The organism is Peribacillus deserti, assembly GCF_002863585.1.
Lineage (GTDB): Bacteria > Bacillota > Bacilli > Bacillales > DSM-1321 > Paraperibacillus > Paraperibacillus deserti_A.
The window spans coordinates 23,006-46,146 of sequence record NZ_PGUY01000051.1 but is presented as its reverse complement, the minus strand read 5'-3'; the positions used below and the strand labels follow the sequence as shown (position 1 = coordinate 46,146).

Sequence of the window (23,141 nt, the reverse complement as noted above, 5' to 3'; positions counted from 1 at the left end):
ATCCCGAGTGAGGGATTCCCTTTTTGATTGGGGAGAAGGTTTTATCATTCATGATGATCCTGATTTGTACTCAGTTATAGTGGGCATAAAAACTTGTAATATCCACAAAAAATAAAATTGTCACGTGAGGCTGTTTAAGTATATAAAAACGGATTGGAGCCGCTTATATTCTAGGTATGGCTGGCTTTCCATTAAAAAAGTGGTTTTATAACTTGTTTTTTGTAAGAACAATGAGCCTAGAGTGCTCAACTTTTTAATTAACGAAAGAATTTTTTACCTATCGTATGCAAAATACTGAAGGTTGCTCTATCAATTATAAAAGGGTGATATAGTCGACACTATATCACCCCTTTACATGTATGTTTTTACTTGGCCAGGTATTCACAGCCACATATAACAGCGAATCAGCCACATAAATTTCTCTTTTAACCACAAAAAATGCCTGTTAAGCCACATAAAACTGTATCGGAGGCACATAAACACAGGATTTTGATGGCTGGCAGTTAACTTTAACTAGTGTCTTAAAGGTTTATGCTTATGTTTTTTCCATTTATGCTTAGGTTTTTCCACTTTATGCTTCTGTCCACGGCAAAAATGATTATGTAACTGTGGATATGCTTATCTAAATTCTCTTATGCTGATTTTTAATCCAGGTATACTAAAAAGTCGAGACGACACACAGAAGTCCAACTTCCGTGATACCAGCTCTTCCAACCTACTGAGCATCCTTATACAGGACATCCTCCGCAAGCGACCGGAACAGCTCCCCAACCACAGAATCTTCGTCGTATACAGAAGAGCCGGTTGTTTCTTCAGGCCTGGCAAATGGGACTCTTGCGAGGACGTCCGTCTGCAGCCTCTCGGCTAGGCGTTCGCCGCCGCCTCTTCCGAAAAGATAGTTCCGGGAGCCATCACTTTCTTCATAATAGGCCATATTTTCAATAACGCCCAATATGTCATGTTTTGTATGCTTTGCCATGACGCCTGCTCTTGATGCAACATGGGAAGCGACATTATGGGGAGTGGTCACGATCACTTCTTTTGCCTGTGGAATCATGGCTGCCACATCGATGGCTACATCGCCTGTGCCAGGCGGGAGGTCCAGCAGCAGATAGTCCAATTCACCCCAATGTGTGTTGGCGAGGAAGTTCTGGATCCATTTATTCAGCATCGGTCCCCTCCACATTACTGGGCTGTTATCGTCGGCAAAAAAGCCCATGCTCATGACTTTTACATTATGGCTGACAACGGGGATTGCGGTTTTTTCAATCATGGTAGGCTTATCAGCGATCTGCATCATGGATGGAATGCTGAATCCATAGATATCCGCATCCAGAATGCCGACTTTTTTCCCCATGCGTGCAAGGGCGGCAGCCAGGTTAATCGTAACTGTGGATTTTCCAACACCGCCTTTTCCGCTCGTTACCGCAATAAAGCGTACTCCGGAATCCGGCCGGAGTAAAGCAGGCATACCGGTTTCTGTTGTGGAATTCTTTTTCAAGTACTGTGTTAATGCAGCCCTTTCTTCAGGTGTCATAGCTCCAAAGACGATATCCACGCTTAAAGCCCCTATTTCCCGCAGAGCATGTTCTACATCTGCTTTAATTTTAGCCTTTAACGGGCAGCCCTGGATGGTAAGGACCACCTCTAGCTGAATATGACGCCCATCAATTCTAATATTCCTGATCATATTTAACTCTACAAGGCTTTTATGTAGCTCAGGGTCCTGCACATCACGCAAAGCATGCATTACTTGTTCCACTGTCAGCATTTTTCAACATCCTCTTATCTTTTTATCCTCAGTATGGTCAGGTTTTATAAAAAAAAGACTTAAAAGATCCAGGATCCTTTAAGTCCTATAAATAAAGCATATCTTCCTGTCTGTTTATATTCACAAACACCTCAGCGTCTGCAGAAAACGAAACCTGAAGTACGTTAATTTCATTTAGAAATACGCGTATTTTCCTAATATCCTGATCCAGTAGTTTCTTCATTTTAGGCAGGCTTCTCTGATGATAAAGAGCGAGCAGGGGGTGTACTTTATCTGATTGAATGGGAACAATGGCATCATAGCTGCTCCCTTGTGCCAGGCTTATCATCTTCTTAACAAATTCAGAAGTGACAAAGGGTATATCGCAGGACAAAATAAAGTACCATTCTGCATCAACCTTCGTCATGGCATGGTGCATGGCAAACAATGGACCCTGGTGGCTTTCAGATTTTTGTTCAATGATAAACTCTACTTCGTCGTCCCGTTTAAAATGGGGGAGCAGCCCTTGATTGGTAGCGATGATAATGGGTGACAGGGAATTTGCCTTAAAAGCCTCCACACTATATTCATAAAAACATTTCTCTTTATACGTTTCAAACATCTTAGGCTTTCCAAAACGTGATGACTGGCCGCCTGCCAGTACTATGCCTGCTATGGTCATTATTTTCAAATCCTCCGCACAGAGTATTTTCTTTATATACCCAGTTCCTTATTATATTATCCACTCATCTATGGTGACTTACACATCTAAAAAATGCTTAAGCTGCGTTTTTCCAAGGGTATAGTACTCTTCCATGATTTCTTCCGGCACCATATTTCCCCCGGTAGCCCAAGAAATATGAACAGCGTTATCCATTTTGTCTCTGAGTCCCTTTTCCAGGATATAATCCTGGCCTGCTTGGCTGCATAATTGGATAGGACCATAAAGCCCCGCTGCAGCAGAAGGCTCCACACGGATTTTCTCAGAATCCGCCAACAGGCTTAAGAGCATATACAGCATAGAATCATCAATCGTATATACTCCGCTTAATAGTTGTTCAAGTGTTTTCCCCACAAAACCGGAAGGACGCCCAACGGCAAGTCCGTCCGCAGCTGTCAGGTTATCAATCCCAAAATCCTGGACAGATACTTGGTCATGGAGCTCTGTGAGAAGTCCCAATAGCATGCAGGGTGAATGTGTCGGTTCAGCGAAAAAGCAATGAACAGCATCTTTAAAAATCAGTTTCAGCCCGTAAGCTACACCGCCTGGGCCTCCGCCAACACCGCAGGGCAGATAAACAAAAAGCGGATGCTCTTGATCGATCTTGATCTTCTTTTGATCCAGCTGCTTTTTAAACCGGGAGGCAGCGACCGCATATCCTAAAAACAAGTTCGTAGAATTTTCATCGTCCACGAAATAGCTGGCTGGATCAGCATCACTTTGTTTCCGTCCCTCTTCAACAGCTTTGCTATAGTCAGAGTTATGTTCAACAACAGTGACTCCTTTGCTCCTAAGCAGATCCTTTTTCCACTGTTTGGCATCCGCCGACATATGTACGGTCACCTTAAAGCCTAGTTGGGCACTGATTATCCCAATGCTCAGCCCAAGATTTCCAGTCGACCCAACGGCGATCGAATAGCGCGAGAAGAATTCCTTAAATTCGTGGCCGGCAATAATAGAATAGTCATCCTTAAAATCAAGCATTCCATGCTGGAGGGCTAAATCTTCAGCATGTTTTAGTACCTCGTAAATTCCTCCCCTTGCTTTTATAGAGCCGGAGATCGGGAGCTCATTGTCGCATTTTAACATGAGAGTGCCTTCCAGGCTTTTATGAAAAGTGGAACCCAGCCTGCTATGAAAATTTGATATTTCTACAAGAGGAGACTCAATGACTCCGTTCTGTGTTTCCGGAAAAACCTTTGCCAGATATGGAGCGAATCGCAGCAATCTTTCTTCAGCATCCCTCACGTCCTTTTCGGATATAGATTTATTCTTTATTCCTTCTTTAAAAGAACGATAATTAGGATTGTTCCAGAATACTTCATTCATTAACATCAAATCTTCTATTAAGGGATAGGCAGATTTCCATTCCCTTACCGTTCTTCCTGCAATCAATCGGGATTCCATGGGGACGCCTCCTATGTGTTTATAAAACTATTATAAATGAGAAGGGAAAAGATAAGTTAGTAGATGCAAATATTTTACGAGAAAAGCAAGTGGTGGAAAGAGTAGAATATTACGACGGATAATGGCACGGGACTGCGGATTAAATATTTAACGGCGGAAACCGGGTAAGGGTCAACCAAGCTAACCACTGCGCGCGAAATCACAGAAGGAGTAAAGGAATTTATTCCTTATTGGCGCAAAAAGTAGAGACCTTCATAAAAAAGGCTCCCTAAAAAAGAGAGCCTTCATCTATTATAAACTGTGATTTATAGGTTTGTTTATTCCTCTGGCTATGAAGGTGCTGGCCAGGTAAATGATGCCCAGAATAATGATTAAAATGCTGGAATATCCAAATGTTGCGTTATAGCCAAATTGGTGCACGACATTTCCAAGTGTACCTGCCCCAATGGCCATGCCTAAATCCATAAAGCTAAGGGACATCGCATTAGCTGTACCTTTTTTGTCAGGTGTAACACGGCTTACCGCCCAAGCCTGGAAGGTTGGCTGCATGACGCTGTAAGCCACTCCATAGAAAATGGCCGCCATACATAAAAGGCCGAAGCTGTGGGTGAAAGTCAAAATAATGAGGCCGATTATTCCGCAGATGCTGGCCGGATAAATTAGGAATTTATGGCCAAGTGAATCAAATATTTTTCCTGAAATAGGGCGTGTAATGATCATCATACCCGCAATAATAAGGAAGAATAGCGAAACTTTGCCGCCAAAGTGATTGGCGCTGCCAAGGCCGTCAATGAAATTAACAATGCCGGAAAAAGTGATATAAAACAGGCAAACCAGGATGCATGGTAAAAACGCGCGCTTTTCAAAGGCATAATTCAGGAGAGAACCCTTTTGTACAGGCTTAACTTCTGGCGCTTTTTCTTTATTTTTAATAAAGGAACTTCCAGCGATGGCAAGTAAAATTAACGTGAACGTAAGAGAAAGCAGATTATTAAATGAAAAGGAATGTACAAGTGTTAAGGCAACCATAGGGCCAAATGTCGTTCCAAGGCTTGTAGCCATCCCAAAATAACCAATTCCCTCCCCAATTTTATCATTAGGGATCAAGCTGGTAGCAAGTGTTGCCAATAAAGTGGTAATGATACCGAATGAAACCCCTTGTGCAATCCTTACAAGTATTAACACGGCAAAAATGTCTTGGCCATAGCTGAGTACGATCGTTGCCAGAACAAACATCATGGTAAAGATCAAAGTTTTCTTGACGTTCAGTTTATGCATGAGAATGCCGATAAAAGGCCGTGTGAAGATGGCCGCAAGCATAAATGAAGTGGTCATAAGCCCGCCTTTTGAAGGGTTTTCGGTAATGCCGGTGACAAATGCGGGGAAGCCGCCTAATAAAGCTTGAAGACTAAGGAAAAATACGAAGGTTGTTAAAATAATAATTGAATACTGCCACGTCCATAATTTTGATGTTCCTTGATGTTCCAAGTGTGAATCCTTCTTTCTGCAAATGATTATTTAAGCTTTTTGATGTTGCTCTGGATGTGATGAAGTGTCTCCATGAACATATCGATTTGATTCTGTGATAGGCCGTGAAGAATGTCATCATACAAGCATTCAATTAATGGCTTTGCCTCATCGACAAGCTTTTTTCCCTGCTCGGTAATTTCGATAAAAAATGAACGCCTGTCATCCGGGTTAGGCATCCGTGCAGCGAGTTTATGGTGCTCCAGCAGATCCAGAATTTTCGTTAAAGTAGCTTGGTCTTTGTCTGTGCGTTTTGATAAGTCCTTTTGATTTATATGGCTTACGAAGGACAAATGCTTTAATACCGTCCACTGCTCAGCTGTTATTCCAAAAGGTTTGAGTGTCAGGTTTACACATCCGCGCATCATTTTACTGGTGGTAGAGGCCGTAAAGCCTATATGATCCTTAAGCATAGGTTTCATCTCCATTCATCAACTTAATAGATTATACTCTCATTAATTATTTGTGTAAATATAATTTGTATACAAACTAATTTTCGCAATCGTTGTATATATTTCAGAGGTCAGGGAAAATTTGATATATCCATGCACTTTAAGGAGCCTATATTTTTCTAAAAAGTAGTGCATACGAGAAGCCTATGTTAAGCTAAATATTCCGTACATAAAATTGATTTATTTAAAGGATGGAAATTTCATTGAGTAACCAACAAAAACCGGCATTTATATACACGTATGTATGCAATGATGAGGAACGTTCTTTATGCCGATTGGAAATGCGTTCTTTTTTTGGGAAAGACGATGCTTCAAACATTCTTACAAGTTCTATTAAGATCGACCCGAACAGAAGTCCATTTATGAAAGAGCGAATTGAAGTACTTTACGAAGGAAACAGCGTGGAAGATATCCTTGAGCAGGCTGCAACATTAGATATGGGTGAGTCTACCTTTAAGGTGCAATTCGCTAAAATTTATGAGCCTGCTCCAAATGAAAAAATCGGGTACCAAGAGCGCTTGAAAATAGAAAGAGATATCGGGTGGAAGATAGCCGGCGAAGCAGACATGAAAAACCCGGACCAGATGCTGTGCATTATGCCGCTTAAAGGAAAATGGTATTTTGGGAAACTGCAAAAAAGTGAGCCGATTTGGCTGCATCATGTAAAAAAGCCCCGGGAATATTCGACGGCTCTGAGCACAAGGGTTGCGAGGGCTGCCGCCAATATTGCCGTTCCGCATCCAGAGGGAATCAAAGCGATTGATCCATGCTGCGGGATTGGCACTGTTCTCGTGGAAGCATTGTCCATGGGTATCGACATAGTGGGCCGGGACATCAATTACTTAGTGACTGACGGCTCGCGTGAAAATATTGCTTACTTTGGACTAAAAGGCGAGGTTACTACAGGGCCGATTTCAGAAGTAACCGAAAACTACGATGCTGCCATCATAGATATGCCTTACAATTTATATACCCATGCCACCCCAGAGGACCAGCTTTCAATCCTTCAGCATGCGCGGCGTTTTGCCAAAAAATTAGTAGTTGTAACTATTGATACGATCGATGACATGGTGGAGGAAGCCGGGTTTCAGATCAAGGACCGCTGTGTGGCCAGAAAAGGAGTATTTTCGAGACAGATATTGGTCTGTGAGTAGCATATATAGAAGGAGCTCTATTAAACGAGTTCCTTTTATAAGGTTCTTTTCTAAAAGATTGTTGTTTTTAATAAGTTTTGTTACGTCATCCTATTCTTCAGTCAGGTCGATTGGAGCGTAAGGTGCGAGACTCCTGCGGGAGCAGCGGGACAGGTGAGACCCCGCAGGCGAAGCTGAGGAGGCTCACCGCCCGCCCCGCGGAAAGCGAGCATCCTGGAGCGGAAATCAACCTCTTGTTCAATAGCAACAAAGTTTGAGAAAACAGCCTTTTATAAAAATACATAGTCATTACACCATCGAAAACATGCAATAGAAACGCCAACATAATGATGGGCACAGCTGTATAGCGCCATACCGGCTGGGCGTCTTACACGAAATAGAAAAACTAGTGCAGGACAAGACAGGCTGTTTCTAGAAAATGATTCCCGCCCTGGAAAAAACCAAAATAGGAACCAAAATGAACTGTTCCCGTTATTATGTTTAGCTTAAGCCTTTTCAAAACTTTCCTGTCTCTAGAATGTCTTGGATGAAATATCGGTGTAATCCTGTTATTATAAATTTTATCTTTTATGAAGGAGATTAATAGATGAAAAGCAGAACTACTGTCATGATCAGTATTGTCCTAGCTATGCTGGTTGCATCCATCGATACAACGATCATGAATACAACCATGCCTATCATAGCTGAGGAATTAGGAAGGCTTGACCTATATGCCTGGTCGTTTGCCTCTTATATGATCACAACGACAATACTTTCGCCGGTTGCCGGCCGTTTATCAGACATGTTTGGAAGAAAACGGGTCTTTGGATTTGGAATTATCTTATTTTTACTAGGCTCGCTTCTTTGCGGATTGTCCGCAAATATGATTCAGCTCGTCATCTTCAGGGCCGTTCAGGGAATTGGAGCAGGCTTTATGATGCCATTCCCGGCCATCATTGCGGGGGACCTCTTTCCAATTGAAAAGAGAGGGAAGATTCAGGCGCTGTTTACAGGAATGTGGGGGCTGTCAGCTATTCTAGCTCCAATGCTTGGGGCATTTTTTGTAGAATATATGAACTGGCGATGGATCTTTTTTATCAATCTCCCTATCTGTATCATTGCTTTTATAACACTGATGCCATATCAGGAAAGCTACAAGCCGAAACGAGCTTCAGTGGACTATATTGGCGCCATTCTCTTTGCAGCAGGGATTACCTTCCTGCTTCTAGTAACGGTTGTTGAAGATAATAGGGTCCTATATGGGCTGCTTGGAATCGTCTTGATCGTTATCTTTTATTTCTTCGAGAAAAAGCAGACGTCTCCGATTGTTCCATTGTCCATGTTTAAAAATAAGACCATTTCATGGATCAATATAAATGCTTTTATCGGCACGCTAGCCCTATTTGGGACTTCTAGCTTTATCCCACTATTCCTGCAGGATATAGCAGGATTAAAAGTATTCATCTCCGGAGTGGCCCTCCTTGGAACAGCTATTGGCTGGATGGCAGTCTCGGTTCCAGCTGGAAAATGGATTCTAAAGTACGGATACCGTAAATTATTAATTATCGGAAATAGCTTTTTGATTATTTCCGGATTATTGCTCCTGTTATTAAATGAAAACCACGGCTTCGTTTATGTGTTCCTGGTCATGATAGTTCAGGGAATCGCCTTTGGGTTACTTACAACAGTAGGGATGATCGGTTCACAGCAGTTAGTGGGAGGCCATGAAAAAGGAATCTCCACATCCTTCTTTATGTTCTGCCGGAACATGGGTACCGCTATAGGAGTTACCATTATGGGGGCTCTACTAGCAAACGGATCCACCTCTATGGAAGGGATCCATCATTTATTTATTTACGGCTTCATTGGCAGCATTGCAGCCCTGTTGACCTCATTCCTGATTAAAAATGAAAGTCCGGAAATGAGCAGGAAAGCGGCAGGGACTGTCAGTTAAATAGCAAGATAGGATAAGGCTCCTTGCTTGATGGCAGGGAGCTTTATTTATATATCGCCGCTTACTCACGGATTGTTTGAGTCGGGAGAGCGGGATAGAGGAAGATAAAATCATGCTCCTTGGTGGATTAGCGGGAGCCTTTTATCGGTATCTATTATTCACGTCCAACCTGCCTAAGAAATGAAAGCCCGGGAATGGAGCAGAAAGCAGATGTTAGTTAATAGAAAGATATGAAAGGGATCCTTAGCAGGAAGCTTTATTTTTATATTCTTCTTTATGGACATAGAAATATCAATGGAAATAAAGATTAAAGAGGGAGGTCTAGCCTTAAGCAATTTAGCGGGCGGGAAAGACAGTTACCTATAGAGGTTTATTAGGCTTTTCAATGTGGGGGATTATTTTAGGCGGGCTGTGATGTTCTAATAAAAAGTTAATGTCCCAGCCTAGATCAGGTGATACGAAGTATTGTTTTACAAAAGTAAATAATTTCAAACTTGAGCGGGAGGTCTCTGGCGGGTGCACTTTCATGTATTTTACTAATGTTTTAGATCAAAATCTTCTCTTTAAGATATTTGTCTCCGGTTTGAGCATGTAATCCTATGATTTGGGTTGATATAAAGGGTGTTAACTCACTTTTATTTGGCTATTTTATTTTTTATGATTGGCTTTAAGAGATTTATGCTTATGTTTCTTAGGTTTATGCTCAAGTTTTCAAGTCTTATGCTTAAGTTTTACCCTTTTATGCTGATTGCCAAAAATTTATGCTTATCAGCAAGTCGTTATGCTTATCAGAAGTTCATTATGCTTATCAGCAAGCGTTATTCTTATCAGAAGTTCATTATGCTTATTAGTAAGTCGTTATTCTTATCAGTCAGGCATTATGTTCATCTGCATGACATTATTATCAGCAACGCGTTATGCTTGTAAGCACTTAAGAATATGCTTAACAGCAAGTTATCAGCAAGTCATTATGCTCATCAGCCAGGCATTCATTAGAATGACATTCCATTCTCTGCAACGCGCTATGCTCATCTGCAACGTTATGTTTATCGGCTTGGCATTAGTAGATCAGCAAGTTATTATTCATATCCAGCCAAGCACTCATCCGTATACATTTTGCCCACCAGCCAAGCGTAAGACTTAACAGCTAGTCTCATGCCAGCCAGCAGGCAATAGTATGTACCTTCATGACAATATGTTTAACAGCCAAGCTTTATGCTGGAACTGCATCACATTTATGCAACTAGGCACTAGGCCTTACGCTTATCACCATAGTTTAATCCATAATCTTCAAAGAATCTTAAACTATTAACCCAATTAGCTAAATTTAACGTGCGCCTAAAAGTTTGTAAGGTTTTTATTATATAAATGTCTAGACATTTAAAAATAAAAGATTATAATAATGGATGTAAGCGGATTTTGAAAACGCTTTTAGTCGAAATATTAAAATATTAAAAACTTGTAAGGGGCCTGATCATAATGAAAAAAATTCTATTAGCTTGCAGTTCTGGAATGTCAACTAGTCTTTTGGTTACAAAGATGGAAGCGCACGCAGCATCTATTGGAGAGGAAGCAAAAATCTGGGCAGTAGGACAGGATCAAGCGAAAAAAGAAATGGCTGATGCTGATGTGGTATTAATCGGACCGCAAATGAGCTTTTTGAAAGGTGAATTCCAAAAAGAAGCTGCTCAATACGGCATTAACGTGGATGTAATCGATATGATGGCATACGGTTTGGCAGATGGCAAAAAGGCATATGAGCAGGCTTTAAAATTAATGGGGGATAAATGATGGAAAATATTGACTTGGATACATTAACCGGCGAACAAATCAACTTTATGCTTATTCTTCACAGCGGAAATGCGAGAAGTAAGATTATCCAGGCAATCCGCGAGTACCGTGAAGGAAATGTACAGGAAGCTGATGCGTTATTAGTACAATCAGAAGAGGACCTGAAGGTGGCGCATGAGATCCATTTCAAAATGGTTCAAAAAGAAGCTTCAGGTGAAAAAGTAGATTTTGCTTTACTTCTCATGCATGCGGAAGATCACTTAATGTCCACTTTGACGATGAAAGAACTAGTAAAAGAGCTTCTTGAACTATTTAAACAAAAAAATTTATAAGATTGCTAGATAGATATAAGGGGGAAACTACATTGTTTGAAAAGCTGAGTCAATACCTCGTTCCTATAGCTGGGAAATTGAATAACAATCGTTATTTAGCTGTTTTGCGTGACGCCTTTATGCTGGCGTTCCCGCTGACTATTTTTGGTTCCATTTTCGTTGTATTAACAAACCTCCCGTTCCTGGATAAGATCATGAGTGAGCAATCGCTTAATACGTTCAGGACACTATTTGGAAACGCTTCACCTGCTACAATGGGAATCATGAGTGTGTTCGTAGTATTTGGTATCGGGTATTATCTTTCAAAAAGCTACAATGTTGAAGCGGTATTTGGAGGTGCCATTGCACTCGTATCATTCCTATTGTTAACTCCATTTGTTCTTCAGCCGGAGAAAGGCGAAGCAATCCAGAATGTTATTCCGTTAGACCGTCTAGGTGCTAAAGGGATGTTCCTTGGGATGATTACAGCTTTTCTTTCCGCTGAAATCTATCGGAAAGTGGTTCAGAAAAACATTACGATTAAAATGCCTCCTGGTGTTCCGCCAGCAGTGGCAAAGTCATTCGCAGCATTAATTCCAGCACTTATTACACTAACTGTTTTCTTATTAATAAATGTTTTTGTTACAGCTGTATTTGATACAAATATGCATGATGTTATTTACAAAGCGATTCAGGCTCCATTGGTCGGCCTTGGAAGCGGCATCGTCCCTACGTTAATTGCTGTATTCTTCATCCAGATTCTATGGTTTTTCGGGCTTCACGGACAAATTATCATCAACTCAGTAATGGACCCGATCTGGAATACGCTTCAGGTTGAAAACTTAAACGCTTATACAAACGGGGAAGCGATCCCGCACATCATTTCCAAGCCGTTCATGGAAATCTATACAGTTGGTATGGGTGGAACGGGTATGACTTTAGCGGTAGTGTTCGCAATTCTTCTATTCATGAAGAGCAAGCAGATGAAGCAGGTGGCTAAGCTTGGACTCGGACCTGGTATCTTCAATGTTAACGAACCGATTATCTTTGGTCTTCCAATCGTAATGAATCCATTAATCATTGTTCCTTGGATTCTGTCTCCGATGATTGTGACGCTGGTTTCTTACTTTGCAATGTCTTCAGGAATTGTACCGCCGCCTACAGGTGTAACCGTACCATGGACAGTCCCTATATTCATCAATGGTATGATGGCAACAAACTCCATTGCAGGCGGATTGCTGCAGCTGGTGAATATGGCAATTGTATTTGTCATCTGGTTCCCATTCCTGAAAGTAATCGACCGTGTGAACGTGAAAAAAGAACAGGACGAAATGAACAAAGCTTCATAACATCGATAAAAATGTAATGGGCAGGCGGTTAAACGGAGAAAGCGCTGAATTTGCAGAACCGTAATCCCTGCTCTTCATTTTTTAGTCAACTACCAGCCATGAGAGGGGAAATAAACATGTCTAATCAAATTCAATATCGCTTTCCAGAGGGTTTCTGGTGGGGCTCAGCTGCATCAGCTACACAAACCGAAGGTGCAGCTGATATAGATGGAAAAGGTAAAAACATTTGGGATCACTGGTATGAAACAGAACCAAACCGCTTTTTTGAGGGAGTCGGTCCCAAGGATACTTCTCAGTTTTATTATAAATATAAAGAAGATATTAAATTGATGAAGGAAATCGGCCACAACTCGTTCCGTATGTCAATTTCCTGGTCACGATTGATTCCAAACGGTATCGGTGAAGTGAATCCTAGAGCCGTAGAATTCTATAATAATGTTATTAACGAATTCATCGAAAACGAAGTGGAGCCTTTTGTTGGATTATTCCATTTTGATATGCCGATGGAAATGCAGAAAATCGGGGGCTGGGCTAACAGAGAAGTGGTTGATGCGTATGGGAAGTATGCAAGAACATGCTTTGAATTGTTCGGGGACCGTGTGAAAAAGTGGTTTACTCATAACGAGCCGATTGTACCGGTTGAAGGCGGATATCTGTATGACTTCCATTATCCAAATGAGGTTGACTTTAAAAAAGCTGTTCAGGTTGGATATCATACGCTGCTGGCGAGTGCAAAAGCAATTAAAGGATATAGAGAATTAGGACAGGATGGCAAAATTGGTATCGTGCTTAACTTAACTCCTTCCTATCCAAGAAGCCAGCATCCAGCAGATGTTAAAGCATCAATCATTGCTGATGCGATTTTCAACAGATCGTTCCTAGATCCTTCAGTTAAAGGTGAGTTCCCGGCGGAGCTGGTTCAAATCCTAAAAGAAGAAGGCTTCATGCCTGTAATGGAAGACGGCGATTTAGATATTATTAAAGGCAATACAGTTGATATTTTAGGAGTTAACTATTATCAGCCTAGACGTGTCAAAGCAAAAGAAAGTCTGCCAAACCCTGAAGCGCCATTTATGCCAGATCGTTATTTTGATAACTATGTTATGCAAGGCCGTAAGATGAATCCGCACCGTGGCTGGGAGATATACGAAAAAGGTATATATGACATCCTTACAAATCTAAGAGAAAACTATGGTAATATCGAATGCTTTATTTCCGAGAATGGTATGGGTGTGGAAGGTGAAGAAAAATTCCGCGATGAAAATGGAATCATTCAAGATGACTATCGAATGGAATTTATCCAGGGACATTTAAAATGGGTGCATAAGGCTATTGAAGAAGGCTCAAGTGTGAAGGGCTATCATTTATGGACTTTCATGGACAACTGGTCTTGGTCAAATGCTTATAAGAACCGTTATGGTTTTGTTTCTGTTAATCTTAATAAAGATGGAGAACGAACCATTAAGAAGAGCGGACAATGGATTAAGACTGTTTCTGAAAATAACGGGTTCTAAAAAGGGAGATGGTCAGCTTGGCCATCTTCTTTTTAAGAGATTTTAAAAAATATGGAAGCGCATTACATCATTATCTTAAACTTCAATTATAATAAAGTTATCTATAATGTTAGCAGGGTGGTTCAGGTATGACCAAGTATGAAGCAATTTCAGCAGAGATGAGAGAACGAATAAAAGAAAAACATTATCCTCTGGATCAGCCGATACCCGACGAAATATCTCTCTCAAAGGAATTTGATTGCAGCCGAATGACAATGAAACGCGCGCTGGATATATTAGTCATGGAGGGTCTCCTTTTTCGAAAAAGAGGCCATGGGACATTCATTGTTAAGTCAGCCATCCAGGACAGCCGCATAAATGTGGTGAGCAATGAGGTCCTCGGGTTTTCAAAGCTGATCAACAACGACAAAATCACAAGCAAGGTTATTAAGTTTGAAGTTCATTTTCCATCAGAGGAAGTAGCGGCGCATCTGGCCATTGACAACAAAACGCCGGTGTACTTTATTATCCGGCTGCGTATGGTTGACGGCGAGCCATATGTTCTTGAAAAAACATACATGCCGACTACTCTTATTCCAGGGATTAATGACGAAATCCTTCATGGATCGGTTTACGACTATATCATGAATACGCTTGATCTTACCATTGCCGGATCACACCGGAAAGTGAGGGCCTGCAAGTCAGACAAGCTTGACCAGGAACATCTTGTCTGTCAGTCAGATGATCCAATTCTTGAAGTAGAACATGTAGGATTTCTAAATAACGGTGTTCCATTTGAGTATTCATTCTCACGACACCGTTACGATAAATTTGAAGTAACAACTGTTAATTTAAGGGGATAAATGGGGGAATGACAGATGTTAGGTGCTATTGAAGCAGGGGGAACAAAATTTGTGTGTGCAGTAGGAGACGTATCCGGCCAGATCATTGAGCAAGTCACGATTCCAACGACGATACCTGAAGAAACCATGACTGCGGTAATCGACTTCTTTAAACAGTATGAATTAGAAGCTATTGGAATCGGGTCATTCGGACCAATCGATGTCGATACAGAAAGTCCGACCTACGGCTATATTACCTCTACTCCTAAAACAGCCTGGAAGAACTATCCTCTTGTTCAGGCGATAAAGGAGGCATTTCCGGTACCAGTTGGTTTTAATACAGATGTGAATGCGGCTGCATTGGGTGAAGCTGCCTTTGGAGCTGCAAAAGGCCTGGACAGTTGTTTATATATCACTGTTGGTACAGGTATTGGCGCAGGGGCCGTCGTTCAGGGCAAATTGGTTCAGGGACTCTCGCATCCGGAAATGGGGCATATCTTAGTCCGCCGCCATCCTCAGGATTCATACACTGGAAAGTGCCCCTACCATAAGGATTGCCTGGAAGGCCTGGCAGCAGGGCCTGCCATTGAAGAGCGCTGGGGTGAAAAAGGGTTTCACCTAGTGAACCGTCCGGAAGTGTGGGACCTGGAAGGATACTATATTGCTCAGGCGCTTATGCAATATATATTGATTCTTTCTCCGAAAAAAATCATTCTCGGCGGCGGAGTTATGAAACAGGAAACAATCTTTGCATCAATTAATAAGTATTTAGCGGAATTAGTAAATGAGTATGTTGCCTTACCGGAGCTTACAGATTATATTGTAAGCCCTGGATTGGGAGATCGTGCCGGGATTACAGGATCGCTCATGCTGGCCAGCCTTGCCTTGCAGGAAGATGATCAACAATAAGCAAATGGAGGGTTTATTTTGCAGCCATTACTATTAAAGCCGGTATTCAAGGAAAGAATATGGGGCGGAACAGCCTTGAGAGAGGAATTTGGCTATAAAATTCCAAATGAAAAGACCGGCGAATGCTGGGCAATTTCCGCACATCCAAATGGCCCGTCTATGATTGAAAACGGACCGTATGCAGGGATGACACTGGACAGCCTATGGAAAGAACATCCTGAGCTATTTGGCAGTCCAGCAGAAGAAGTGTTCCCGCTTTTAACTAAAATCCTGGACGCTAATATGGATTTATCAGTCCAGGTTCATCCAGACGATGCTTATGCAAAGGCGAATGAAAATGGGGAGCTTGGCAAAACTGAATGCTGGTATATTATTGATTGCAAAGAAGATGCAGATATGATTTTTGGCCATAATGCAGGATCAAAGGAAGAATTCCGAAAGCAGGTGAATGAAGGCAATTGGAATGGACTTCTGCGCAGAGTGAAAATAAAGCCAGGGGACTTCTTCTATGTACCTAGCGGAACAATCCATGCATTATGTGAAGGGACACTCGTATTGGAAACACAGCAAAGCTCTGATACAACGTACCGAGTATATGATTATGACCGTAGAGATGACCAAGGTGAACTACGAGACCTTCATCTGGAAAAGGCAGTCGATGTGACCACCATTCCGCACCGTGATGCCGAAAGCACTCCTTCTGTGGAGAAGCGCGAAAATGTAGGTATTACGACGTTTGTCCAATCTCAATTCTTCTCCGTATATAAATGGGATGTAAGCGGCAAGGCGGCTTTTTCCTTTAATCAAAGATATCTGCTGCTAAGCGTCATTCATGGAGAAGGAACTCTCATTCACCAAAATGAAAGCTACTCGTTGGAAAAAGGCACCCACCTGATTGTTCCAGTGGGAATGGGGGAGTTTGAAATAGAAGGGAACTGCCAGTTAATTGTTTCCCATGCATAAGGCAGGAGGGCAGTCTGATGAAGAAAACTGAGAAGCTTTTATTTATAGGCGACAGTATCACAGAATCAGGAAGATTCGAAGACAGTGAGGGAATCGGCTTCGGTTACGTCCGGTTGATCCGAGATTTTTTACAGGTTACATTTCCTGATCAAACTCCTGTCATCATTAACCGGGGTATAAGCGGCAATCACATTACCGATTTAGTTACAAGATGGGACCGTGATGTGATTGAAGCGGACCCGGATTATCTTTCTATATCTATCGGCATCAACGACGTGTGGAGGCGGCTTGATCATCCAGAAAAAGATCTTGTTTATCCGGACCAATATGAGGAAATATACCGCAGTCTGATAGAAGAGGTACAAAGCAAAACAAAAGCTGCCATTATCTTAATGGAACCTTCGATACATGGAGAGGATGTCCGTTCCAGGGGTAACGAGATGCTGGTGCCATACGCAGAAACCGTTCAAAAGCTTGCTTGCGAATATAAAGCCATATTGGTGCCCGCCCATCAAGCATTCATCGAATACCTAAATCATCACGGGCCAGCGAACTTAACCACCGACGGCGTCCACATGACCTCAGCGGGGAACATGCTCTTGGCTAAAACCTGGGTAAGGGCCTTTCTTTCAAACGAAGTAAATAATAGATTAGAATGCAGGCGATTTTAAAGCTTGCATTTTTTTATTGTCAGTCTTCGGCACAAAACTAACCTTTTAATCTTTACAAAAGTATATTAGTAATCTTGTACTTAAAATAATCAATCAAATATATAAATAATCCTGCAAATGTACCACTACTCCTGCAAAAAACAATAATCGTGCATAAGGTCCGCTCCAAGCACAACAAGCTAACAACGCAATTGACCGTAAAAATCATAAAGTATATAATAAGTTATCGGTAAAGTAAAAATGGCAACGCATACATATTGTTGTTGGGGGGATTCGTATGAAGTTTGATATGCCGCTTGATCAATTGAAGGAATATATGGGGACTAATCCGAAGCCCGTGGATTTTGATGACTTTTGGGATAAAGGGTTAAGAGATTTAGAGATCCAGTCTATGGATTATGAGCTGGTTCCTGCTGAGTTTAAGAGTGGAGCTGCAGATTGTTTCCATCTTTATTTTACTGGTGTAGGCGGGGCCAGGGTCCACTGTCAGCTGGTGAAGCCTAAGAATCAAAAAGAAAAAGGCCCGGGGCTTATTTGGTTTCATGGATACCATGTCTCGAGCGGGGACTGGATTGATAAACTGGGGTATGCTGCTGAAGGATTTACGGTTTTAGCGATGGACTGCCGCGGGCAGGGAGGCTTGTCAGAGGATAATTCTCAGGTAAGAGGGACGACGTTAAAGGGCCATATCATCAGGGGTATAGAGGAGGATGATCCTGAAAAGCTATATTACCGGAATGTGTTTTTGGATACGGTTCAAGCGGCAAGGATCCTGCTTTCAATGGACAATGTTGACGAGGAAAGAGTAGGGGTTCAAGGCGCATCCCAGGGTGGAGCCCTTGCAATTGTGTGTTCTGCTCTAGAGCCAAGAATCAAGAAAACCGTGGCTACATATCCGTTCCTGTCTGATTATCGAAGAGCCTGGGATTTAGACATCAGCAATTCAGCATATGAAGAAATACACTACTATTTTAAGTTCATTGATCCCACTCATACTAAAGAAGCTGAACTCTTTAATAAACTCGGCTATATCGACATTCAGCATCTGGCCGGACGTATTGAAGCGGAAGTTTTATGGGCAGTAGGGATGGAGGATCAAATTTGCCCTCCTTCTACTCAGTTTGCGGCTTATAACAAAATTACTTCACAAAAACAGCTCGAGGTGTTTTATGAGTATGGGCACGAGCATCTTCGTACCTTTGGAGACCGGGTTCACTCCTTTTTCTATGAACTTTTGAATAAATAAATGGTTATTGCAAAATAATGTTAAGTCAGAGATAATGTTTGGTGAATGTACAGGAATCGGAGGAATTATTGTGAAAAGCAATGTTACGATGCGTGACATCGCAGATAAATTAGGTGTAAGCAGCGTGACTGTTTCGAAGGCACTTAATGATAAAGAAGGAGTAAGCGACGAATTAAAAGAAAAAATTAAGATAGTGGCTGCCGATATGGGCTACCGATTCAATACGCATGCTAGATCGATGAAAGAAGGACTTTCCTATAATCTTGGAATTGTCATACCTGAACGGTTTACAGGCTCCACTCAAGCATTTTATCTTCAATTCTATCAGCTGCTTTCAAAAGTGTTAGACAGCTTTCATTACTCAGGCATTCTGCATATACTAAGCCAGGAAGATGAAGATCAGCTGGTATTGCCGAGGATTTATAATGAAAAAAAAGTTGATGGATTTATTATCCTTGGCCAGATTGGAAAGGAATATGTTAAGCAAATCCAGAAAATTGAAAGTCCTGTTATATTCCTGGACTTTTATACAGATCAAAATGAAATTGATTCCGTCCTGTCGGATAATTTCTACGGAGTATATGAAGTTACGAATTATTTAATCCGGAACGGACACCGCAAGATCGCTTTTGTTGGCAATATTCATGCAACCAGCAGTATTCAGGATCGGTTCCTGGGCTATTATAAATCATTACTGGAGCACCGGATTGATTTGAACCATCAGTATGTGATCAAAGATCGGGATGATCTTGGTAAATATATCGATATTGATGTTCCACAGGATATGCCGACTGCCTTTGTATGCAACAACGATGAAGTAGCATATAACCTGATCAATATGCTTCAGAAAAGTGGTATCAGTGTGCCTGATGATTGTTCAGTTGTCGGCTTTGATAATTCCATTTATTCTACCTTGACAGATCCTCCTTTAACAACGGTGGAAGTTGATATGGAAGAAATGTCAAAGGTAGCTGTGAAGTTTATTATGGAGAAATTAAATAATCCGCAGAAGAAATACGGAAGAACGTTCATCAAAGGGAATATCGTGTTTCGGGATTCGGTAAAACCTATTAAGTAAGGCAGCCTCTGGCTGCCTTTTAGTAATGCTAAAAAAGCTGCCGAGGATTCCGGCAGCCCAGTAACAAGGCAGTTGATTTTTGCCTTTGTCTGATATTAGATATTAGGAACATAGCTGGCCTGGCGCTGAAGGAAATGATACAAAGCACCTAGGAGGTTTGCATCGTTCTTATATTGGCAGGATTCAATGACCGGACGCACTTTTGCAATTCTTACCGAGCTTAGTATAATATCCAGCTTCTTATAAATTTCATCAATTAAATCTTCACGGCTGCTGATGGCACCGCCCAAGATAATTTTTTCTGGATCGTATACATATTGGATATTGAAAATCCCCTGGGCCAGCGATAAATAAAAATCATCAATAGCTTTTTTGCAATCCTCATCACCTGTTTCAGCTGCATTAAATATTTTTTTTCCGTCTAATTCATGCTGCTGTATACCTTTCATTTTAGCTACTTTCCGGACAAGGGACCCAGTAGATGCTAATTCGCTCCATGTCTTGAACGTATAATGACCCTCTTCATCCAAAACATTCAAGACCATATAACCAATTTCTCCGCCGTGCAGGTTTGCACCTTTATGGATTTTGCGGTCTTTGATAACAGCCCCGCCAATTCCAGTACCGATCACGGTAAACATGACATTCTGGTTTTCGCTGGCTGCACCTTTCCATACCTCTCCCAATGCAGCACAGTTGGCATCGTTTTCAATTTCAACGGGCAGCCCTGCTGCTTGACTGAAAATTTCCTTGAAATTGGGGCCGTGAATGCAGGGGAGGGCGCTTGCTCCACCGATAATCCCCACCTCACTGTCTACTCCGCCGGGACAGCTGAACGCTATGCCCGCTATATGAAACGGTTTTTTATTTTTCATTGTGATTTCTAGTATATCTTCCCGGAATTGTTCAAAATTATTCCGTGATGAAGGATAATCCCCCTTAAAAAGGAAATCGCCATTTTCGTTTATCACTGCATATTTAACCTTACTGCCTCCGACATCAAATACCATATAACTTTTCATAAGCAGCCTCCTTGAATGATTAATCTCGTAAGTTGTTTCTTATACTTCCTGTAAAACAAATAGTTTAGAAGAAAAATCCCTTGGTTTTTCCCTCTGCCAATACTCAGAGGCCCTATCGGTAAAATCTTCTGCGAGGACGATTCCGACATTCATCAATTCATCACCGTAGTGTGTTGTCTCCTGCCCTTGTATGGCATAGAGCTTATCTGGATCCAGTCCTGTTAACTTAAGGCGGTAATATTTATCATTAGGTTTTGCTAAAACCTTATAATACCCTACAAGCGCTTCTGTTTTATCTTCCGATACGACCATCCAGGAAACTTCATTGGATACAAAAGGATTCAACAGACGGTAAAACGCTCCCTTTCGGATGAGTTTTCTTTTTTCTTTGAAAAATGATGTCTGCTCTTTAATTTTTGCCTTTTCTTCGTCACTTAATTTAGTGATATCAAGTTCATATCCAAATGTACCAAAGTATGCAACGTTCGCTCTCGTCTCAAAAGGTGTGATTCTTCCTACCTGATGGTTTGGAACTGCTGAAACATGGCTTCCGATGGAACTTAATGGATAAACCATGGAAGTACCGTACTGAATTTTCAGCCTTTCCGCTGCGTCTGTGTTATCACTGGCCCACGCCTGTGGAGCATAGTAGAGCATGCCTGGATCAAAACGGGCGCCGCCTCCCGCACAGGATTCAAAAAGAATCTCTGGATATTTTTCTATTAATCTTTCATAAAGCCTGTATACTCCTAATATATAACGATGTGCTGCTTCACCCTGGCGGTCAGGCTCAAGGCTTCTCGAATAGGTTTCTGTCATGTATCGGTTCATATCCCATTTGATATAGGATATTTTGGAAGTGGAAATAACATGATCCATTAAAGTAAAGATATGATCGACTACTTCTTCACGGGAGAAATCCAGGATAAATTGATTCCGGCCATGGGAAGCACGGCGGTCAGGAACTGCAAGTATCCAATCCGGGTGCTCTTTGAATAATTGGGTATCCTTACAGACCATTTCAGGCTCAAACCAGAGGCCGAATCTCATGCCTATCTGTTCAATTTTTTCAGACAAGCCTTTGATCCCATTAGGAAGTTTTTCCTTATTTTCGAACCAGTCACCTAACGAGTTTGTGTCGTCATGCCGTTCCCCGAACCACCCATCGTCCAGGACGAACAATTCGATTCCCAATTCTTTGGCTGACCTCGCAATGGTCAAAATCTTTTCTTCATTAAAATTAAAATATGTAGCTTCCCAGTTATTAATTAAGATGGGGCGGACTTTATCACGCCAAGATCCACGCACAAGGCGGGACCGGTACAACTGATGATATGTCTGGCTCATTCCGTTTAACCCTTGATCAGAATACACCATAACACATTCTGGTGTTTGGAACGATTCTCCCGGATTCAGCTTCCATTTAAATTGGAAGGGGTTGATCCCCATCAATACACGCGTCACATCGTAAGGATCGACTTCTACCTGGCCTAAAAAGTTACCGCTGTACACAAGGCTGAAGCCAAAAACTTCTCCTGTATGTTCCGTTGCGTCAGGTCTTTTTAGAGCCAGAAATGGATTATGGGCATGGCTGCTTGCACCTCTTGCGCTGTAAATGGATTGGATCCCTTTAGACAGCTTCTGGACTTCAACCTGTGTTTCGCGTGCCCAGGCTCCGTTAAGATGAAGCATTTCGAACTGATCATCAGGGAAATCTACGCTCATGCTCATAGCATTCTCTATATGAAAAGAATCATCGCCCTCATTGATAAATTTCGCATTCCGGCAGATAACATTCCGATTCCCATAGATGGTATAGCTTAGGATTAATCTGCTTCGAAGCACTTCATCCCTTAAGGTAATTTCTAAAGTATCAGCTTCAGAGTCATCCTCCACATATACGGCCGGCAGGTTTGGAAGTCCCGGTTTTCCAGTAAAGAGTTCGTATGAATGGAATTGAAAATTACTCACCTTGCTGCCTTTCTGATCAGAAATCATGTGGGCAGGGTAACGATAATCCGTAGTGCCGAAGCTCGGGTACTCTTGTTTAATGTGCTCCAGTGAAGAAGTGTGGTCGCCTTCAAACAAATTGCAGGAAGGCCTGATTTCACGTTCAATTAAGTGTTTAAATGAGTCTCGGTGTTTAATCCTCTTTCCATAATATAAATGTTCAAGCTGACTGCTTTTTTCCAGCACTCTGAAAATATAGCTGATCTTTTCATTAAACAAGTGAAACTCATTAGTTTCTTTATTAACTTTAATGGTCAAATGAACTCACCTCGTATACATATAATATGACTTGCAATTGAAAGCCCTTACAGTTAATTTCACTTTAAATTGTAGCAAGATGACGAATTCTTTACAAGATATAATTAAGTAATCGATAAATTAAAACAAGTTAATGTTTTACTTTCGGATAAGTGGGAGGAAGTTGCCTAAGGGAAGTGAAAAGTTTGTTATTCCTTCATGCAGGAAGAGGTATAGGTGAATTCACTCATGTGAACGAATAGAAAAACACATTG

At 41.6% G+C, this 23,141-nt stretch carries 19 protein-coding genes; 12 read left to right on the top strand and 7 right to left on the bottom strand.

The window, feature by feature from the left end; translation table 11 throughout:
* Positions 1-715: 715 nt before the first annotated feature.
* The 5 genes from CUU66_RS16505 to CUU66_RS16485 form a co-directional block, all read right to left on the bottom strand.
* Positions 716-1,771, bottom strand: coding sequence for a P-loop NTPase (locus tag CUU66_RS16505; RefSeq protein WP_101644143.1), 1,056 nt, complete (start codon positions 1,769-1,771; stop codon positions 716-718).
* Between the two features lie 85 nt (positions 1,772-1,856).
* Complete coding sequence (locus CUU66_RS16500; RefSeq protein WP_101644141.1) at positions 1,857-2,432, bottom strand: molybdenum cofactor guanylyltransferase; 576 nt, start codon at positions 2,430-2,432, stop codon at positions 1,857-1,859.
* A gap of 78 nt (positions 2,433-2,510) precedes the next feature.
* Positions 2,511-3,878, bottom strand: coding sequence for a D-serine ammonia-lyase (gene dsdA / locus CUU66_RS16495; protein WP_101644139.1), 1,368 nt, complete (start codon positions 3,876-3,878; stop codon positions 2,511-2,513).
* 291 nt (positions 3,879-4,169) lie between these two features.
* Positions 4,170-5,366: an MFS transporter gene (locus CUU66_RS16490; protein ID WP_101644137.1), complete on the bottom strand. Its 1,197-nt coding sequence runs from the start codon at positions 5,364-5,366 to the stop codon at positions 4,170-4,172.
* A 26-nt stretch (positions 5,367-5,392) separates the two neighbouring features.
* Entirely contained in the window at positions 5,393-5,818 is a 426-nt protein-coding gene (locus CUU66_RS16485) for a MarR family winged helix-turn-helix transcriptional regulator (protein WP_180955328.1), read from the bottom strand.
* A gap of 242 nt (positions 5,819-6,060) precedes the next feature.
* On the opposite strand from CUU66_RS16485, the gene CUU66_RS16480 reads away from it, so the two are divergent.
* From CUU66_RS16480 to CUU66_RS16425, 12 genes are all read left to right on the top strand, one after another.
* Positions 6,061-7,011, top strand: a complete 951-nt coding sequence (locus CUU66_RS16480; RefSeq protein WP_142383741.1) for a TRM11 family SAM-dependent methyltransferase — start codon at positions 6,061-6,063, stop codon at positions 7,009-7,011.
* 586 nt (positions 7,012-7,597) lie between these two features.
* A complete protein-coding gene (locus tag CUU66_RS16475; protein ID WP_101644130.1) occupies positions 7,598-8,944 on the top strand; it encodes an MFS transporter in 1,347 nt (448 codons plus the stop codon).
* Positions 8,945-10,423: 1,479 nt separating this feature from the next.
* Positions 10,424-10,735 carry a PTS sugar transporter subunit IIB gene (locus tag CUU66_RS16470; RefSeq protein ID WP_101644128.1) on the top strand — a complete coding sequence of 104 codons (312 nt, stop codon included), beginning with the start codon at positions 10,424-10,426 and terminating at the stop codon, positions 10,733-10,735.
* Positions 10,735-11,067: a PTS lactose/cellobiose transporter subunit IIA gene (locus CUU66_RS16465; protein WP_101644126.1), complete on the top strand. Its 333-nt coding sequence runs from the start codon at positions 10,735-10,737 to the stop codon at positions 11,065-11,067. Before CUU66_RS16470 ends, CUU66_RS16465 begins: the two co-directional genes overlap by 1 nt.
* Before the next feature lie 32 nt (positions 11,068-11,099).
* On the top strand, positions 11,100-12,395 hold the full coding sequence (gene celB, locus CUU66_RS16460; RefSeq protein WP_101644124.1) for a PTS cellobiose transporter subunit IIC: 1,296 nt from the start codon (positions 11,100-11,102) through the stop codon (positions 12,393-12,395).
* A gap of 116 nt (positions 12,396-12,511) precedes the next feature.
* Positions 12,512-13,909 carry a glycoside hydrolase family 1 protein gene (locus CUU66_RS16455; RefSeq protein WP_101644123.1) on the top strand — a complete coding sequence of 466 codons (1,398 nt, stop codon included), beginning with the start codon at positions 12,512-12,514 and terminating at the stop codon, positions 13,907-13,909.
* Positions 13,910-14,037: 128 nt separating this feature from the next.
* Entirely contained in the window at positions 14,038-14,751 is a 714-nt protein-coding gene (locus CUU66_RS16450; RefSeq protein ID WP_101644121.1) for a GntR family transcriptional regulator, read from the top strand.
* 15 nt (positions 14,752-14,766) lie between these two features.
* Entirely contained in the window at positions 14,767-15,639 is an 873-nt protein-coding gene (locus tag CUU66_RS16445; RefSeq protein ID WP_101644119.1) for an ROK family protein, read from the top strand.
* 15 nt (positions 15,640-15,654) lie between these two features.
* Complete coding sequence (manA, locus tag CUU66_RS16440; RefSeq protein ID WP_101644117.1) at positions 15,655-16,602, top strand: mannose-6-phosphate isomerase, class I; 948 nt, start codon at positions 15,655-15,657, stop codon at positions 16,600-16,602.
* A 17-nt stretch (positions 16,603-16,619) separates the two neighbouring features.
* On the top strand, positions 16,620-17,273 hold the full coding sequence (locus CUU66_RS16435; RefSeq protein ID WP_101644115.1) for an SGNH/GDSL hydrolase family protein: 654 nt from the start codon (positions 16,620-16,622) through the stop codon (positions 17,271-17,273).
* Between the two features lie 277 nt (positions 17,274-17,550).
* A complete protein-coding gene (locus tag CUU66_RS16430) occupies positions 17,551-18,519 on the top strand; it encodes an acetylxylan esterase (RefSeq protein WP_101644113.1) in 969 nt (322 codons plus the stop codon).
* A 70-nt stretch (positions 18,520-18,589) separates the two neighbouring features.
* Entirely contained in the window at positions 18,590-19,597 is a 1,008-nt protein-coding gene (locus tag CUU66_RS16425; protein ID WP_257968029.1) for a substrate-binding domain-containing protein, read from the top strand.
* Between the two features lie 95 nt (positions 19,598-19,692).
* Here the strand turns inward: CUU66_RS16425 and CUU66_RS16420 are convergent, their stop codons facing one another.
* Both CUU66_RS16420 and CUU66_RS16415 read right to left on the bottom strand, forming a co-directional pair.
* A complete protein-coding gene (locus CUU66_RS16420) occupies positions 19,693-20,619 on the bottom strand; it encodes an ROK family protein (RefSeq protein WP_101644109.1) in 927 nt (308 codons plus the stop codon).
* Between the two features lie 39 nt (positions 20,620-20,658).
* A complete protein-coding gene (locus CUU66_RS16415; protein ID WP_101644107.1) occupies positions 20,659-22,887 on the bottom strand; it encodes an alpha-galactosidase in 2,229 nt (742 codons plus the stop codon).
* Between the last annotated feature and the right edge of the window lie 254 nt (positions 22,888-23,141).